Origin of the sequence: Thalassospira sp., from assembly GCF_040218635.1 — a bacterium.
GTDB lineage: Bacteria > Pseudomonadota > Alphaproteobacteria > Rhodospirillales > Thalassospiraceae > Thalassospira.
The window spans coordinates 942,304-957,711 of sequence record NZ_JAVJRB010000012.1 but is presented as its reverse complement, the minus strand read 5'-3'; the positions used below and the strand labels follow the sequence as shown (position 1 = coordinate 957,711).

At 52.2% G+C, this 15,408-nt stretch carries 11 protein-coding genes and 2 tRNA genes; 11 read left to right on the top strand and 2 right to left on the bottom strand.

Features of this window, described 5'->3' with window-relative positions; all coding sequences use genetic code 11:
- Nucleotides 1-157: 157 nt before the first annotated feature.
- The 3 genes from RIC05_RS18420 to RIC05_RS18410 are packed head-to-tail and all read left to right on the top strand — an operon-like array spanning nucleotide 158 to nucleotide 3,559.
- Nucleotides 158-2,653, top strand: a complete 2,496-nt coding sequence (locus RIC05_RS18420) for a heavy metal translocating P-type ATPase (protein ID WP_350046000.1) — start codon at nucleotides 158-160, stop codon at nucleotides 2,651-2,653.
- A gap of 4 nt (nucleotides 2,654-2,657) precedes the next feature.
- Nucleotides 2,658-3,041 (top strand): Cu(I)-responsive transcriptional regulator, encoded by a 384-nt coding sequence (cueR, locus tag RIC05_RS18415; RefSeq protein WP_350045999.1) that lies wholly within the window; start codon nucleotides 2,658-2,660, stop codon nucleotides 3,039-3,041.
- A 41-nt stretch (nucleotides 3,042-3,082) separates the two neighbouring features.
- Complete coding sequence (locus tag RIC05_RS18410) at nucleotides 3,083-3,559, top strand: cytochrome c (RefSeq protein ID WP_350045998.1); 477 nt, start codon at nucleotides 3,083-3,085, stop codon at nucleotides 3,557-3,559.
- Between the two features lie 94 nt (nucleotides 3,560-3,653).
- On the opposite strand, the gene RIC05_RS18405 is transcribed toward RIC05_RS18410, so the two are convergent.
- Together RIC05_RS18405 and RIC05_RS18400 are read right to left on the bottom strand one after the other, a co-directional pair.
- Nucleotides 3,654-4,763: an ATP-binding protein gene (locus RIC05_RS18405; RefSeq protein ID WP_350045997.1), complete on the bottom strand. Its 1,110-nt coding sequence runs from the start codon at nucleotides 4,761-4,763 to the stop codon at nucleotides 3,654-3,656.
- Nucleotides 4,764-4,785: 22 nt separating this feature from the next.
- Nucleotides 4,786-6,051, bottom strand: a complete 1,266-nt coding sequence (locus RIC05_RS18400) for a D-amino acid dehydrogenase (protein ID WP_350045996.1) — start codon at nucleotides 6,049-6,051, stop codon at nucleotides 4,786-4,788.
- Between the two features lie 196 nt (nucleotides 6,052-6,247).
- On the opposite strand from RIC05_RS18400, the gene RIC05_RS18395 reads away from it, so the two are divergent.
- The 8 genes from RIC05_RS18395 to RIC05_RS18360 all read left to right on the top strand — a co-directional run bounded on the left by RIC05_RS18395 (nucleotide 6,248) and on the right by RIC05_RS18360 (nucleotide 15,326).
- Nucleotides 6,248-7,711 carry an NAD(P)H-hydrate dehydratase gene (locus RIC05_RS18395; RefSeq protein ID WP_350045995.1) on the top strand — a complete coding sequence of 488 codons (1,464 nt, stop codon included), beginning with the start codon at nucleotides 6,248-6,250 and terminating at the stop codon, nucleotides 7,709-7,711.
- Nucleotides 7,712-8,161: 450 nt separating this feature from the next.
- A tRNA-Leu gene (locus RIC05_RS18390) sits at nucleotides 8,162-8,246 on the top strand.
- A 113-nt stretch (nucleotides 8,247-8,359) separates the two neighbouring features.
- Nucleotides 8,360-9,820 (top strand): trigger factor, encoded by a 1,461-nt coding sequence (gene tig / locus RIC05_RS18385; RefSeq protein ID WP_350045994.1) that lies wholly within the window; start codon nucleotides 8,360-8,362, stop codon nucleotides 9,818-9,820.
- 46 nt (nucleotides 9,821-9,866) lie between these two features.
- Nucleotides 9,867-10,496 (top strand): ATP-dependent Clp endopeptidase proteolytic subunit ClpP, encoded by a 630-nt coding sequence (clpP, locus tag RIC05_RS18380; RefSeq protein ID WP_350042334.1) that lies wholly within the window; start codon nucleotides 9,867-9,869, stop codon nucleotides 10,494-10,496.
- Between the two features lie 300 nt (nucleotides 10,497-10,796).
- On the top strand, nucleotides 10,797-12,062 hold the full coding sequence (gene clpX, locus RIC05_RS18375) for an ATP-dependent Clp protease ATP-binding subunit ClpX (protein WP_350042335.1): 1,266 nt from the start codon (nucleotides 10,797-10,799) through the stop codon (nucleotides 12,060-12,062).
- A 129-nt stretch (nucleotides 12,063-12,191) separates the two neighbouring features.
- Nucleotides 12,192-14,603 carry an endopeptidase La gene (lon, locus tag RIC05_RS18370; protein ID WP_350042336.1) on the top strand — a complete coding sequence of 804 codons (2,412 nt, stop codon included), beginning with the start codon at nucleotides 12,192-12,194 and terminating at the stop codon, nucleotides 14,601-14,603.
- 263 nt (nucleotides 14,604-14,866) lie between these two features.
- On the top strand, nucleotides 14,867-15,139 hold the full coding sequence (hbs, locus tag RIC05_RS18365; protein WP_008891813.1) for a non-specific DNA-binding protein Hbs: 273 nt from the start codon (nucleotides 14,867-14,869) through the stop codon (nucleotides 15,137-15,139).
- A 110-nt stretch (nucleotides 15,140-15,249) separates the two neighbouring features.
- Nucleotides 15,250-15,326: transfer RNA gene (locus RIC05_RS18360), tRNA-Val, on the top strand.
- Nucleotides 15,327-15,408 lie beyond the last annotated feature (82 nt).

The window sequence follows — 15,408 nt, the reverse complement described above, 5'->3', positions numbered from 1 at the left end:
TCAAAGCCCCGGGAAATGTTCCGGGGCTTTTTTTGTGGCGAATTCCCGGGTGGTTGAATGATTTATCGCAGGCGTGTCTTTTCGCCTTGACCTTCCAGTTGCTGGAAGGTCTATCTTCTGCCATATCAGATAGGAAGCCAGTTTGAGGTTACGTGATATGGACAGTCGGACAGAAACATTTGAGACCGCAAATGGCGGTGCTGCGTCCGGGAAACCAACCGGCTCGAATCAAGCCGACATCAGTCTGCAGATTGACGGTATGAGTTGCGCAAGCTGTGTGGGCCGTGTGGAAAAGGCGGTTAAGGGACTGGATGGTGTGGCAGAGGTTGACGTCAACCTTGCGCTGAATAAAGCCCATATCCGCTTTGATCGCGACAAACTTGATACTGCCAAGATTGCCGATGCGATCAAAGATGCCGGTTACAGCGTACAGCAAAGCCAATTGTCATTTGATATTGATGGCATGACCTGTGCCAATTGCGCACTTCGCGTTGAAAAGGCGTTGTCGGCGATGCCTGATGTGACATCAGCCAGTGTGAATTTCGCGCTGGAACGTGCTGATATTTCGGCATTGCCGGGTAAAATCACGGATGCAGCGGTGATCAAGGCGATTGAAGATGCCGGTTATCATGCAACATCGCGAAATAAGTCCAATTCGGATGCCGGCGATGGTAGCGATGGACCGGATGCGGGGGACACAGCGCCTGCTGCCAAAATCGACAGATCATTGATCCTTTTGGCCATATCAGCACTTCTGACGGCACCTTTGGTGTTGCAGATGGTGTGGATGAACTTTGGTGTCGCGTATCATCTTCCTGCGTGGGTCGAACTTGCATTGGCGACACCGGTTCAATTTATAATCGGCAGACGTTTTTACAAAGGTGCCTGGGCCGCCCTTCGTCATCGAAGTGCGAATATGGATGTTCTCGTCGCACTTGGGACGTCGGCTGCTTATTTCCTGAGTATCTATAACATGGCACTAAGCAGTGGTTCGGAAACACATCTGTATTTCGAAGCATCTGCAGCCATCATCACCCTGATCCTTGCCGGTAAGATTATGGAAGAACGCGCCAAACGCGGGGCGTCTGCGGCCATTCGTGAATTGATGGCGCTACGTCCACGTCGGGCACGTAAGCTGACTGAAGGCGAGGGCGAACAAGACGTTGCCATCGAAAGCCTTGCGGTCGGTGATATCGTCCGGGTTCTTCCCGGCGAACGTCTACCGGTCGACGGCACAGTCCGTTCTGGTGAAAGTGATCTTGATGAAAGCCTGATTACCGGGGAAACCCGCCCGGTTGCCCGTGTGCCCGGTGACGCGGTTGTTGGCGGTGCTGTCAATGGCACAGGGCGGCTTGATATCGAAGTCCGTGCTGTTGGTGATGACACCACATTGTCGCGTATCATTCGTCTGGTCGAACAGGCGCAGACAGGCAAGGCCCCGGTGCAAAAGCTTGTTGACCGTGTATCTGCAGTGTTCGTGCCGGTTGTTGTCGCCATTGCATTCGCGACCATGATCGGTTGGCTATTGGCGGGCTTTGGCGGCGAAGCATCCATTGTGGCGGCGGTTTCTGTGTTGGTGATCGCATGTCCTTGTGCGTTGGGGCTGGCAACGCCGACGGCCCTTGTCGCAGGAACGGGGAGTGCTGCACGCAATGGTATCCTGATCCGGAACTTTGATGCGCTTGAACAGGCCCATAACGTCGATACGGTCATTTTTGATAAAACCGGCACCCTGACCGAAGGTACACCAACCGTGCGCGATGTTTGCCCGGTTGATGGCATGGATCGCAATGAATTGGTGCGGCTGACTGCCGGGGTGCAAGCCGCCAGTGAACATCCATTGGCACGGGCGATTGTATCGCTTGCCCGTGATGAAGAAATGACAGTTCCCGAAATTACCAACTTCAAAGGGAAAACCGGTGCCGGTGTCATGGCAGAAATCGATGGCCGCAAAGTCGCGATTGGCAGCGAGGCCTTGCTTTCCGACCAAGGGATCAAGCAACCAAATGATGAGACTGCTAGGGCAATTCAAAAGCATGAAGGTGAGGGGCGTACCGTCATTCTGATTGCGGTTGACGGTGTCTTTGCCGGTTACATCACCCTTGAGGACCGCATTCGCGAAACGGCCAAACAGGCGATTGCCGATCTGAAGGCACGCGGCATTTCATCGATCATGCTGTCCGGCGATAGTCAGGACGTTGCCAGTTATGTCGCCCGCGAATTGGATTTGGAACGTGGAGAAGGGCGCATTCGTCCGCAAGACAAGGCGCTTGAGGTTGAAAAGCTGCGCAAACAGGGCCGTCATGTTGCCATGGTTGGTGATGGTATCAATGATGCCCCGGCACTGGCCGCGGCCGATGTTGGGATTGCCATGGGGGGCGGGACCGATGTGGCCATGGAAACGGCCGGGATCACGTTGATGCGTTCGGACCCGGCACTAGTGTCTGCTGCCATTGATATATCGATCGCGACCCGACGTAAGATTGCGCAAAACCTGTTTTGGGCGTTTGCCTATAACGTGGTTGGTGTACCACTTGCGGCCTTTGGGGTTCTGAGCCCGGCGATCGCGGGGGCGGCGATGGCGCTGAGTTCTGTTTCGGTTGTGGGGAATTCATTGACCCTGCGCGCCTGGAAAGCAGGGGGTAAGGAATAGAAATATGAATATTTCTGATGCGGCGACTGAATGTGGCCTTCCGGCCAAAACCATTCGGTATTACGAGGAAATCGGCCTTGTGAATCCCGGGCGTTTAAGCAACGGATACCGGGATTATGGGGATGACGATTTGCACAAATTACGGTTTTTACAGCGTGCGCGCGGGCTTGGCTTTTCGGTCGAGGACTGCCGGGGGTTATTGTCACTTTACGAAGACCGTAACCGCGCATCCGCCGATGTGAAGGAAATCGCCAAAACCCATCTGGCTGAAATCCAGCGCAAGATTGCGGAACTGCAAAGTCTGCAAAAGACATTGTCGGACCTTGTTCATGCCTGTCACGGCGATGATCGTCCGAACTGTCCCATTATCAATGATCTGGCACGTTAACGCGGAAGCCCGACAAAACGATTAGAGAGAGAACTAATACAGTGCAGAACAAAGGTGTTATGGCGTTTGGTGCGTTGGCCGGTGGTGCGATTATGTATGGCATCATTACCTTTTTTGCCCCTGCGGCAGCGGTTGATCCATCTGTGCAATTGCGGCCCGATGATTTGAAACTCGTCGCTCTGGGCAAGAAGGTTTATGACGCGAACTGTGCATCATGCCACGGGGTTAAGTTTGAAGGCGAAGCAAACTGGCGCGAACGCGGGCCTGATGGATTGCTTCCGGCACCCCCACATGACGAAACCGGCCATACTTGGCATCACCCGGATGCTGTGTTGTTTGCCTTGACCAAATTTGGTCCGGGCGCGATGGCGGGTGACGATTATCAATCAGCCATGCCGGGATTTGCCGATGTGCTGAGCGATGAAGAAATTCTGGCAAGCCTGTCTTACATCAAAAGCCGATGGCCAAATGACATCAGGTTGCGCCACGATCAGATCAATCAGTCTGCAACGCAATAGCCAGACATGACGGTAAATAAGAAAGCCCGTATTGGACCATTGGTTGTGCCATGCGGGCTTTGTTGTATCAGGTGTGCTGTACTGAGGTTTGATCTTAGCGAGGCAGGGTAATGCGTACCGTTGTGCCTTTGCCAAGCGCGCTTTCGATGCTAAGCCGCCCGCCATGCAGTTCGACCAGAAGCTTTGCCAGCGGAAGGCCAAGACCCGTTCCGGCACTTTCCTTTACCCCGGATGGATGAAGCTGCGAGAACCGGGCAAGGGCGCGGGGAATGTCATTCGGGCTCATGCCGACACCATTATCTTCGATCGCAATGGTAATATCGTCGAGCGTCATCGACAGTCCGATCTTGATCTGCCCGCCGTCCGGGGTGAACTTGGCGGCGTTGCTTAAGATGTTGATCAGGATCTGTTTAAGTTTCAGCTTGTCACAGCGTAGTGTAACGACCTTCTGCGGCAGGTCGAAATTCAAGCTGTGGCCATGATGAATAAGATCACCGCGCACAAGCTTCCCTGCCTCCGTGATCACGGCGCCAAGATCAACGTCGTCAAGCTGAAGTGTCATGGAGCCTGCTGAAAGCTTGGACACATCAAGAACGTTGTTGACCAGTTCAAGCAGGTGCTTGCCAGCTTCATACACATCACGTCCGCAATCGCGGTATCCATCAGGAATGTCGCCAAGAACGCCTTTGGCAATCAATTCGGAATTTCCGATAATTGCATTTAAAGGGGTGCGCAATTCATGGCCCATATTGGCAATGAAGTCGGATTTTGAGGCATTGGCATCGGACTGATTGCGATTTTGTTCGATCAGGGACCGCTCGGCCTGTTGCTGACGATTGTTTTCCAGAAGCGTCATCAAGACGGCGGTGCGGGTTTCATTATTCTGGAAATATTCGAGCGGTGCGATGGACAGGTCGCAGACGTGGCTTTCCTTGGATGCCCCGACAAGGATGATATCACCCCGCCAAGATCGGCCGGAGGCAAAGACATCTTCAATGTCATTCATCAGGCCCTTGGAAAGGAAACCTGCCTTACGGCCCATCATCCGGTCGCGGGAAACACCAATCATGCGTGCGATGGCTTCGTTACATTGCAGAACAAAACCATTGCGGTCACAAATCACTGCCGCATACGGAAGCGCGTTCAGGACAACCTGATCGGCCAATGGCACATTCGTCGTGCCAATCCGTGTATTGCTGGTCATTTCAGCCCCTGGTCCCATAGTTTCAAAGTACCGTTCGATTGAAACGTTCGATACCCAGCCCTGTAAGTGGGATGTCAGGTTCTTGGTTGCTGATCAAATCGGCCATTGCTTTTGCTGATCCGCAACTCATCGTCCAACCCAGCGTCCCATGCCCCGTATTAACGAACAGATTACCATATTTTGTACCCCCAAGAATAGGGGCAGAATCAGGCGTAACGGGCCGCAGGCCTGACCAAAACGCGATTTTCGATTTGTCGCCGGAATTCGGGAACAATTCTAATGCCTTATCGACGATAAGTTGTTTTCGCTTTGGCGACATGCGCAGGTTATAACCATCAAGTTCGGCAGTTCCCGCCACGCGAAGCTGTTGACCAAGCCGTGAATACACCATTTTAACGCTGTCATCGATCAGGGCGGTTTTGGGTGCCCCGTTATAGCCTGTGGTATCGATGCTGATCGAATATCCCTTGCACGGATAGATTGGCAAATCGATGCCAAGTGGTTTGACCAAAAGCGGGCTGTAACTGCCAAGGCACACCAAAAAGGCATCTGCGGCAATTTCGCCCTGATCGGTTTGAGCAGATACGATTTTGCCGTTGTCCTTTTTCAAGGCTTTAATGGCTGTGTTGAATTTAAACGTCGCCCCCCTGGCAATGCAGTGTTCGGTCAGAAGTTCGGTGAACTTGCGGGCATCGCCACTTTCATCATCAGGGGTATAACTGCCGCCAACAATCGGCGCGTTGCTTTGGCGCAGAGCCGGTTCAATTTCATAGCATTCATCTGCGGTAACGGTTTTGCGGTTCAGGCCAAACTGTTGCATCTGTTCGGTTGCGGTGGCGACAGATGCCATTTCACGCGCATCCCGGCAAATATGCAAAATACCCCGTTCGCTATGATCATAATCAAGACCAAGATCATCCCGCAGGGTGCGCAGGCATTCACGGCTATAAAGTGCCACACGCAATGCCTTTTCCAGATTGATTTTGGCACGTTCATCGGTGCAATTGCGCAGGAAGCGTAAACCCCACGCAAAAAGCTGTGGGTCAAACCGCATCCTGACCAGAAGCGGCGCTTCTTCGCGGCCCAGCCACTTTATGATTTGTTTCGGGGTGTTGGCATTTGCCCACGGGGTGGCATGGCATGCCGAAATTTGCCCGCCATTGGCAAAGCTTGTTTCCTGCGCACTTGCATGCTGGCGGTCAATGACCGTGACCTGATGGCCATTTTGCAAAAGATACCAAGCGGCTGTCGTCCCGATGACGCCAGCGCCCATTACGACAACATGCATTAGGAAGCCTTGTTGCGGAAAGTGCGTTATTGTTGCTGGTCAGGGTGATATGCCTGTGTGGTATCAACCTGACTTGCGAAATCGGTTGCAATATACTGATGTGGAAAACAAATGGCTACCTGTGACTGTTGCTCTTTTTCGGTCTTGGGTAACTGTTGCGTGAGACTGCCTGTGACGGGAAAGCTGACGGGGTGAAATGTTTGAAATCCTGACAACTGATCAGATGTATGACGCCGATCGCCGCACGATTGAAGGCGGGGTTTCTGGCGACATTTTGATGCAAAATGCCGGACGTGCGGTGTTTGAAGAAATTGTCCGTCATTGGTCGCCCCGATCTGTTTCGGTTTTATGTGGTCCGGGCAATAATGGCGGAGATGGCTTTGTTATCGCCAAATTGCTGCGCGATGAAGGTTGGTCGGTGCGGTTGGGTCTTTTGGGGGATATCGATGCGCTAAAAGGCGATGCCGCCCTTCATTCCGGGCGATGGGACGGTGCGACCGAACGTCTTTCTCCGGCCCTTGTTGTTGGGGCGGACCTCATTGTTGACTGCATCTTTGGTGCCGGGTTGGCCCGCGATATTACCGGGGATCTCGCAGAATTGATCACGACGATCAATTCAAGCATGTGTGCGGTGGTCGCGGTTGATGTGCCGTCCGGTGTTGATGGCAATAGCGGCATGGTTCGGGGATGCGGGGTCAAGGCTGATCTGACAGTGACCTTTTGCCGGGCCAAGCCGGGGCATTATCTTTTGCCCGGTCGTTTGATGTGCGGTGAGCTTTCCGTACGCGATATCGGGATTTCGGATAAGATAATTTCTGAAATCCGCCCGACCTGCTGGCGCAATGATCCGGTTTTGTGGCGCGCAGGCATTCATTGGCCCGGTCTTGATGGGCATAAATATCATCGTGGGCATTTACTGGCCTTTGGCGGGGGCAGTATGACCGGCGCGACGCGCCTGGTCGCACGTGCGGCACGAAGGGCCGGTGTCGGGCTATTGACGATTGTGTCTGACCCTGCGGCATTGCCGGTTTATGCCGCAGATGCGCCGGGCAATATGACAGCCCCGATTGGGATGCTTGATGCCTTGCTTAAAGATTGTCGGCACAATGCCTTTGTCATTGGGCCGGGATACGGCGTTGGCGATGGCACCAAAAGCCTTGTGATACAGCTTTTACATCTGTGCCGCGCGACGGTCCTGGATGCGGATGCGCTGACAAGCTTCTCCGAAGATCCGTCTACATTATGTTTTGCCATTCAGGGCCCAACAGTTTTAACCCCGCATGAGGGTGAGTTCTCCCGTCTGTTTCCTGATATTGAAGGCGATAAACTATGTCGTGCCCGTGCTGCGGCAAAGCGTAGCGGTGCGACCGTCCTGATTAAGGGGGCGGATACAGTCATTGCTGCCCCGGATGGCCGGGCCGCGATCAGTGCAATGGAAGCACCATGGTTGGCAACCGCCGGATCGGGTGATGTATTGGCCGGAATTATTGGCGGGCTGATGGCACAGGGCATGGAAATGTTTGATGCAGCCTGCATGGGTGTCTGGTTGCATGCCCGATGTGGTGCAGATATCGGGCCGGGACTGATCGCTGAAGACATTCCCGACCATCTGCCTGCGATCTTACGCGAATTGTGGTTGGCATCGCGTAAAAAGGGGTAGGCGGGGGGCCTGTTGCCAGTGCTGGTTTGTACCGTGTCTATCTAACAGTTATCTGCCTTCTCCGATTCCGGATTTGCAAAGCTGGATGGATCGATAGATTGACATTGTGGTGCAGTATGTCGAAGCTAGCGCGCCAAACGCATTGAAAAGGGCTGAAATCTGTCATCCAGGATGGTGGTGGACCGTGTTTTTGAACTGTCGATGATCAAAAAAATTCGAAAAAGCGATGTCGGGCAGGGCGAAATTGCGCCCCAAAACACCTTAAAGCGCTTGTTACGTTGGGTTTTGGATCGCTTGAAAATCCCGGAACAGTCCCGGTTTTTCTGCGTTGAGGCAGTTAATTTCACGAAGATTGCGTTTGACGAAAAGGCGATGCTTGCATGAGGTGATCGAAGTTTGTATTAAGGCGCACTCATTTCGGTCCAACCGGAATGATTTGTGTGCTTGTGTGCGGGCGTGGCGGAATTGGTAGACGCGCCAGGTTTAGGTCCTGGTGTCGCAAGACGTGGGGGTTCGAGTCCCTTCGCCCGTACCACTTGCAGGCTGATAATTAGATCAGGTTACATATTCGTTTAGTCATTTTGACTTTCTGACGTCCGGACTGCGTCGCGTAACGGACATTATTCGAACCAAGCAAAAGAGTTATCTATGCAGGTTACTGAAACCAAAAACGAAGGCCTGGCGCGCGAGTTCAAAGTCGTTGTGCCCGCCGCTCAGATTGAAGAAAAAGTCGTCGCCAAACTTGACGAGATCAAAGATCAGGTTCGCCTGCCGGGCTTCCGTCCAGGCAAGGTTCCGGCGAAACTGCTGCGTCAGCGTTACGGCCAGTCCGTCATGGGTGAAGTTCTTGAAGCCGCTGTAAATGAAAACACCGGTAAAGTTCTTTCCGACAACGATCTGCGCCCGGCTGTTCAGCCAAAAATCGAAGTAACCAAATTCGATGAAGGCGGGGACCTTGAGTTCGACATCGCTGTTGAAGTCATCCCGGCAATCGAAGCAATGGACTTCAAAAAGCTGAAGCTGACCCGCGAAGTTGTTGAGCTTGACGATACCAAGGTAAATGAAACTCTCGAGCGCATTGCTGCTGCTCAGGGCACGACTGCACCTTTGGCACGCAAGCGTAAGTCGAAAACCGGCGACGTTGTCGTCATCGACTTCCTCGGCAAAATCGGTGGTGAAGCCTTTGAAGGTGGTAAGGCTGAAGATTACGAACTCGAACTTGGTTCAAGCTCGTTCATCGAAGGTTTTGAAGACCAGCTGACCGGTACCAACGTTGGTGACGAACTCGTCGTCAAAGTTAAATTCCCGGAAGAGTATGGCGCGGCTGAACTTGCAGGCAAAGATGCCGAGTTCGACGTAACCGTCAAAGAAATCAAAGAAAAGAAACCGGCTGAGCTGGATGATGAACTGGCCAAAAAACTTGGTCAGGAAAGCTTCGAAGCGCTCAAAGACGCAATCCGCAAGGATTTCGGCCGCGAGTACGAATCGGTTTCCCGTCAGAAAATGAAGCGCGAACTGCTTGATGCGCTGGCTGAAAACCACAGCTTCGAATTGCCGACATCTTTGGTCGAAAACGAACTGCAGGGCATCATTGGCCAGATCAAACAGGCCCGTGAAGCTGGACAGGAAGATGACGAAACCAAAGGCAAGTCCGAAGAAGAACTGACCGAAGAGTTCCGCGAAATCGCAGAACGCCGCGTTCTTCTTGGTCTTCTGTTGGCAGAAGTTGGCCGTGCAAACGACATCCAGGTTACCCAGGAAGACGTGAACAAGGTCCTTGTTGCCGAAGCTCAGAAGTATCCGGGTCAGGAACAGCAGGTTATTGAATTCTATAAAAATAACCCGCAGGCCTTGCAGGCTCTTCAGGGCCCTGTATATGAAGACAAGGTCGTGGATTACATCGTCGAACTTGCCAAGGTTGAAGAAAAGACCGTTTCGGTCGAAGATCTTCTGAAGCCTGAAGAGGAAGACGAAGCTCCGAAGAAGAAATCGGCTGCCAAGAAAGCACCGGCGAAAAAGGACGCAGAAAAAAAGGCTCCGGCCAAGAAAGCTGCTGCCAAGAAGCCGGCTGCGAAGAAAAAAGCAGCTGACAAATCCGAAGAGAAGTAATCCACAGCCGGACACGGTTTAGGATAATGCAGGGAGATTGCAGTTGATGATTAGAGAACAGATGAACTCGCTCGTGCCGATGGTGGTTGAACAGACCAGCCGTGGTGAGCGTGCCTATGACATCTTTTCGCGTTTGCTTAAAGAACGTATCGTTTTCATCAATGGTCAGGTCCATGACGGCATGTCGTCGCTGATCTGTGCGCAACTTCTGCATCTCGAATCGGAAAATCCGGATAAGGACATTTCGCTTTATATCAATTCTCCGGGCGGTGTTGTGACCTCGGGTCTCGCCATCTATGACACCATGCAATACATCCGTTGTGATGTATCGACGGTGTGCATGGGGCAGGCGGCATCCATGGGATCGCTTCTTCTGATGGCCGGTGCAAAAGGTAAGCGTTACTGCCTGCCGAATGCACGCGTGATGATCCATCAGCCGTCAGGCGGCTTCCAGGGGCAGGCATCGGATATCGAAATCCATGCCCGCGAAATTCTGGCACTGCGCCAACGTCTTAACGAGATTTATGTCGAACATACCGGCCGTGATCTCAAGACGATCGAAGATGCGATGGAGCGTGATAACTTCCTCACCCCTGATCAGGCCAAAGAATTCGGTTTGATCGACGAGGTGGTGACGTCGCGTCCGAAAACGGACAGCGATGCAAAGAAAGACTGATTGTGTGATCATGATCGGTGAAAACGCCCCGGTAAAACGCCGGGGCGTTTTTTTATGACTTGCCTCATGGCAGTTTTAAGTCATAGACAAGAGGGTGACTGGGTTTTTTGGTTCTGTTTGGAACTTGCGACGCATTCATACGTTTGGATGATTATAGCAAGGGGTTTCGCAACCGTAGTTGCAGTCCCATATCAAACATATAGCCAAATGGCCGAAAAGCGCAGATTAAACGTTGAGATCGGTATCGTTTACCGGCTAACATGGCGATAAAAGATAACGTCAAACGTAATTGGGGTTTGTATGAGCAAATCGAATAGCGGGGACTCCAAGAACACTCTGTACTGTTCTTTCTGTGGAAAGAGCCAGCACGAGGTTCGCAAGCTCATCGCCGGTCCAACCGTATTCATCTGTGATGAATGCGTAGAGCTTTGCATGGACATCATCCGCGAAGAGCACAAAACCCATCTCGTCAAATCGGCTGACGGGGTGCCTTCTCCGCAAGAGATTTGCAAGGTCCTTGATGACTATGTCATCGGTCAGGGCCATGCGAAGAAAGTTCTCTCTGTCGCGGTTCACAACCATTACAAACGCCTGAATCACGCCAGCAAGAACGAAGATATCGAGCTGGCGAAGTCAAACATCATGCTGGTTGGTCCGACCGGTTGCGGTAAAACGCTTCTGGCCCAGACTCTGGCACGTATTCTTGATGTTCCGTTCACCATGGCAGATGCCACGACACTGACCGAAGCCGGTTATGTCGGTGAGGACGTCGAGAATATCATTCTGAAGTTGCTGCAGGCAGCTGACTACAATGTCGAACGTGCCCAGCGCGGCATCGTCTATATTGACGAAGTCGACAAGATTTCGCGTAAATCGGACAATCCGTCGATTACGCGCGATGTCTCGGGCGAGGGCGTGCAGCAGGCATTGCTCAAGATCATGGAAGGCACTGTTGCCTCCGTACCGCCACAAGGTGGTCGTAAGCATCCGCAACAGGAATTCCTGCAGGTCGACACCACCAACATCCTGTTCATCGTAGGCGGCGCTTTTGCGGGTCTGGACAAGGTGATTTCCCAGCGTGGCAAGGGCAGCGCAATCGGCTTTGGTGCCGATGTTCGTAGTTCCGAAGAACGCCGGACTGGTGAAGTTCTGCGTGAAGTCGAACCTGAAGATCTTCTGAAATTCGGTCTTATTCCGGAATTCATTGGTCGTCTGCCGGTTCTGGCAACGCTTGAAGATCTCGACAGTGACGCTTTGGTCAAAATCCTGACCGAGCCGAAAAATGCACTGATCAAGCAGTATCAGCGTCTGTTCGATATGGACGATGTGAAACTGAGCTTCCAGACAGAGGCGCTGCGGGGCATTGCGGACAAGGCAATTGAACGCAAGACCGGTGCACGTGGGCTGCGCTCGATCATGGAAGGCATTTTGCTTGATACCATGTTCGATTTGCCGACCATGGAAAGTGTCGAAGAAATCGTCATCAATAGTGATGTTGTTGCAGGAAAGGCAAAGCCCTTGCTGATCCATGCTGAACGTCATGAAGGCGTTGAGAATACTGCCTGATAGTAAATCCCGCACCGGCAACTATTGCGGTGCGGGAATTTCAGATTATCTATCAAATGTTCGCGTTACTGGCGGGGCCTATGGCAGGACCCCAGCAACGTTTTGGCTCAGATTAGGGAATAGAACATAATGGTCGAATTGGCGCGTGGCGAAATATACCCGGTGCTGCCGTTGCGTGACATTGTCGTGTTCCCGCACATGATTGTTCCGCTGTTTGTCGGACGTGAGAAATCGGTGCGTGCACTCGAAGATGTGATGCGCGAAGACAAGCAGATATTGCTTGTTACCCAGAAAGACGCCGGTCTTGATGATCCGGCTGTCGAAGATCTTTACGAAGTTGGTACTGTCGCAACTGTTTTGCAGCTTCTGAAGCTGCCGGACGGAACGGTTAAGGTATTGGTTGAAGGCGGAAAACGTGCCGAAATTACCGGCTATGTTGATAATCCGAATTTCTTCCAGGCCTATGGTGCTGTGCGCGAAGACGCTGAAGAAGATGACAGCGAACTCGAAGCACTGGCCCGTTCTGTGGTCACGCAGTTCGAACAGTACATCAAGCTGAACAAAAAGATTCCGCCAGAAGTTCTGGTATCGGTTAATCAGATTGAAGAACCGGCCAAGCTTGCTGACACGGTTGCATCGCACCTGTCGCTTAAAATCTCCGAAAAACAGCAATTGCTGGAAACGGTACTTGTCGGTGACCGTCTGGAACGTATTTTCGGATTCATGGAATCTGAAATTGGCGTGTTGCAGGTTGAAAAGAAAATCCGCAACCGCGTTAAACGCCAGATGGAGAAAACCCAGCGCGAGTACTATTTGAATGAACAACTTAAAGCCATTCAGAAAGAACTGGGCGAGGGCGAAGACGGCAAGGATGAAGCTTCTGAACTTGAAGAGAAGCTGAACAAGGCCAAAATGCCGAAAGAGGCAAAGGAAAAGGCACAGGCAGAACTCAAGAAACTGCGCAATATGAGCCCGATGTCGGCAGAAGCCACCGTGGTGCGCAACTATCTTGACTGGATGGTGTCTATTCCGTGGAACAAGCGTTCGCGCGTGTCGCACGACCTGAAAAAGGCCAAAAAAATTCTTGATAAAGAACATTTCGGTCTGGAAAAGGTCAAAGAACGCATCCTTGAATATTTAGCGGTTCAGGCCCGGACCAAAAAAGTCAAAGGCCCGATCCTGTGTCTTGTTGGTCCTCCCGGTGTTGGTAAAACGTCGCTTGGTAAATCGATGGCCAATGCAACGGGGCGTAGCTTTGTGCGTATGTCACTTGGTGGTGTACGTGATGAGTCTGAGATTCGTGGTCACCGTCGGACCTATATCGGTTCCATGCCGGGCAAAATTGTCCAGGGCATGAAAAAAGCGAAATATTCCAACCCGCTGTTCCTTCTCGACGAGATCGAAAAAATGGGTTCGGATTTCCGCGGTGATCCGGCATCGGCCCTGCTTGAGGTGCTTGATCCGGAACAGAATTCGACCTTTAACGACCATTATCTGGAAGTCGATTACGACCTTTCAGACGTTATGTTCGTGACGACGGCAAACTCGCTTCGTATGCAGCAGCCGCTGCTCGATCGTATGGAGGTCATTCGTCTTTCGGGTTATACCGAAGACGAAAAGGTCGAAATCGCCAAGCGTCACCTGATTCCGAAACAGGTCAAAGATAACGGCCTGCGGAAAGATGAATGGAGCATCTCTGACGAGGCGTTGCGTGATCTGATCCGCTATTACACCCGCGAAGCCGGCGTGCGTAGTCTGGAGCGTGAACTTGCCCGTCTTGCCCGTAAGGCGACAAAACGGATCATGCTGGAAAGCATCAAGTCGGTTCGGGTTACCCCGCGGACACTTGGTAAATATGCCGGTATCCGCAAGTTCCGCTATGGCGAAACCGAGGGCGAAGATCAGGTTGGTGTTGTGACCGGCCTTGCCTATACCGAATTTGGCGGTGATCTTTTGCAGATTGAATCTGTGACGGTTCCGGGCAAAGGCAACATGAAAACCACCGGTAAACTCGGTGAAGTCATGACCGAATCAATTCAGGCGGCGACATCGTTCGTTCGTTCGCGTGCGGTTGATTTCGGGATCAAGCCAACCTTGTTCCAGAAACGTGACATCCATGTTCACGTCCCGGAAGGCGCAACACCAAAAGACGGTCCGTCCGCAGGTGTTGGCATGGTGACGTCGGTTGTCTCTGTTCTGACCGGAAATCCGGTACGCAAAGATGTGGCAATGACCGGCGAAGTTACGCTGCGTGGCCGTGTGCTTGCGATTGGTGGTTTGAAAGAAAAGCTACTGGCGGCATTGCGTGGCGGGGTGAAAACCGTATTGATCCCGCAGGAGAACGAAAAGGATCTCGAAGAGATTCCCGATAACGTCAAACGGGGCATGGTGATCATTCCTGTGTCGCATGTTGACGAAGTTCTCAGCCATGCTTTGGTCAATCCGCTTGTGCCGATCGAATGGGAAGAGGGCGATGATGATGTCAGCGTCAAATCCAGCGACGGCGAAGAATCGGATATCGGCGGTGTGACGACTCACTAAAACCCGTCACAACCGGCAGAAATCAAGGGGAGCGACTATGTCGCTCCCCTTTTTCTGTGGATAACTTTGCCCAAGAATCGGCAAAGGAGCATGTCGGAGTTGGTGTAAAGCGTAAAAAATGGAAAAAAACGTCAAAAACCGCAGAAAACTGCGAGTGTCGCATTGACGAGTTGTTTGATACCCGCTTACACTGCCCATGCAACAGGTTTGGGGCAAACCAAATTTCCTCATAACTCCGAACGTCCAAACAAGGGGGCCAGGAAGTGAATAAAAACGATCTCGTTGGAAGTGTAGCTGCTAAAGCTGATCTGTCCAAAGCTGACGCTGCTAAAGCGGTTGACGCTGTTTTCGATTCCATCACCGATTCTTTGAAATCCGGCGACGAAGTTCGTCTGGTTGGTTTCGGTACCTTCGCTGTCGCTGCTCGCGCTGCTTCAAAAGGTCGCAACCCGCGCACCGGTGAAGAAATCGACATCCCGGCATCGAAACAGCCAAAGTTCAAGGCTGGTAAAGGCCTCAAGGACGCCGTCAACTAAGTTTGACATCGTTCTTCGAAAAAATGCCGGTGACAAGCGTCACCGGCATTGCTTTTTGTAGAAAGCGTGTTATCTTCCGCCCGCTTCCGCAGAATGAAGCACGAAATTACGGGTGATTAGCTCAGCTGGTTAGAGCATCTCGTTTACACCGAGAGGGTCGGGAGTTCGAATCTCTCATCACCCACCATGATAAAGGCAGCCCTAAAGGCTGCCTTTTTTCATTTTTGACTTCATTCCGAATCAAATCGGCTTTGCCGATGAAATATCCG

Coding starts and splice junctions, on each gene's coding strand:
- RIC05_RS18420 (WP_350046000.1), top strand. CDS start 158: ATGGACAGTCGGACAGAAACATTTGAGACCGCAAATGGCGGTGCTGCG.
- cueR (WP_350045999.1), top strand. CDS start 2,658: ATGAATATTTCTGATGCGGCGACTGAATGTGGCCTTCCGGCCAAAACC.
- RIC05_RS18405 (WP_350045997.1), bottom strand. CDS start 4,763: ATGACCAGCAATACACGGATTGGCACGACGAATGTGCCATTGGCCGAT.
- RIC05_RS18400 (WP_350045996.1), bottom strand. CDS start 6,051: ATGCATGTTGTCGTAATGGGCGCTGGCGTCATCGGGACGACAGCCGCT.
- RIC05_RS18395 (WP_350045995.1), top strand. CDS start 6,248: ATGTTTGAAATCCTGACAACTGATCAGATGTATGACGCCGATCGCCGC.
- tig (WP_350045994.1), top strand. CDS start 8,360: ATGCAGGTTACTGAAACCAAAAACGAAGGCCTGGCGCGCGAGTTCAAA.
- clpP (WP_350042334.1), top strand. CDS start 9,867: ATGATTAGAGAACAGATGAACTCGCTCGTGCCGATGGTGGTTGAACAG.
- clpX (WP_350042335.1), top strand. CDS start 10,797: ATGAGCAAATCGAATAGCGGGGACTCCAAGAACACTCTGTACTGTTCT.
- lon (WP_350042336.1), top strand. CDS start 12,192: ATGGTCGAATTGGCGCGTGGCGAAATATACCCGGTGCTGCCGTTGCGT.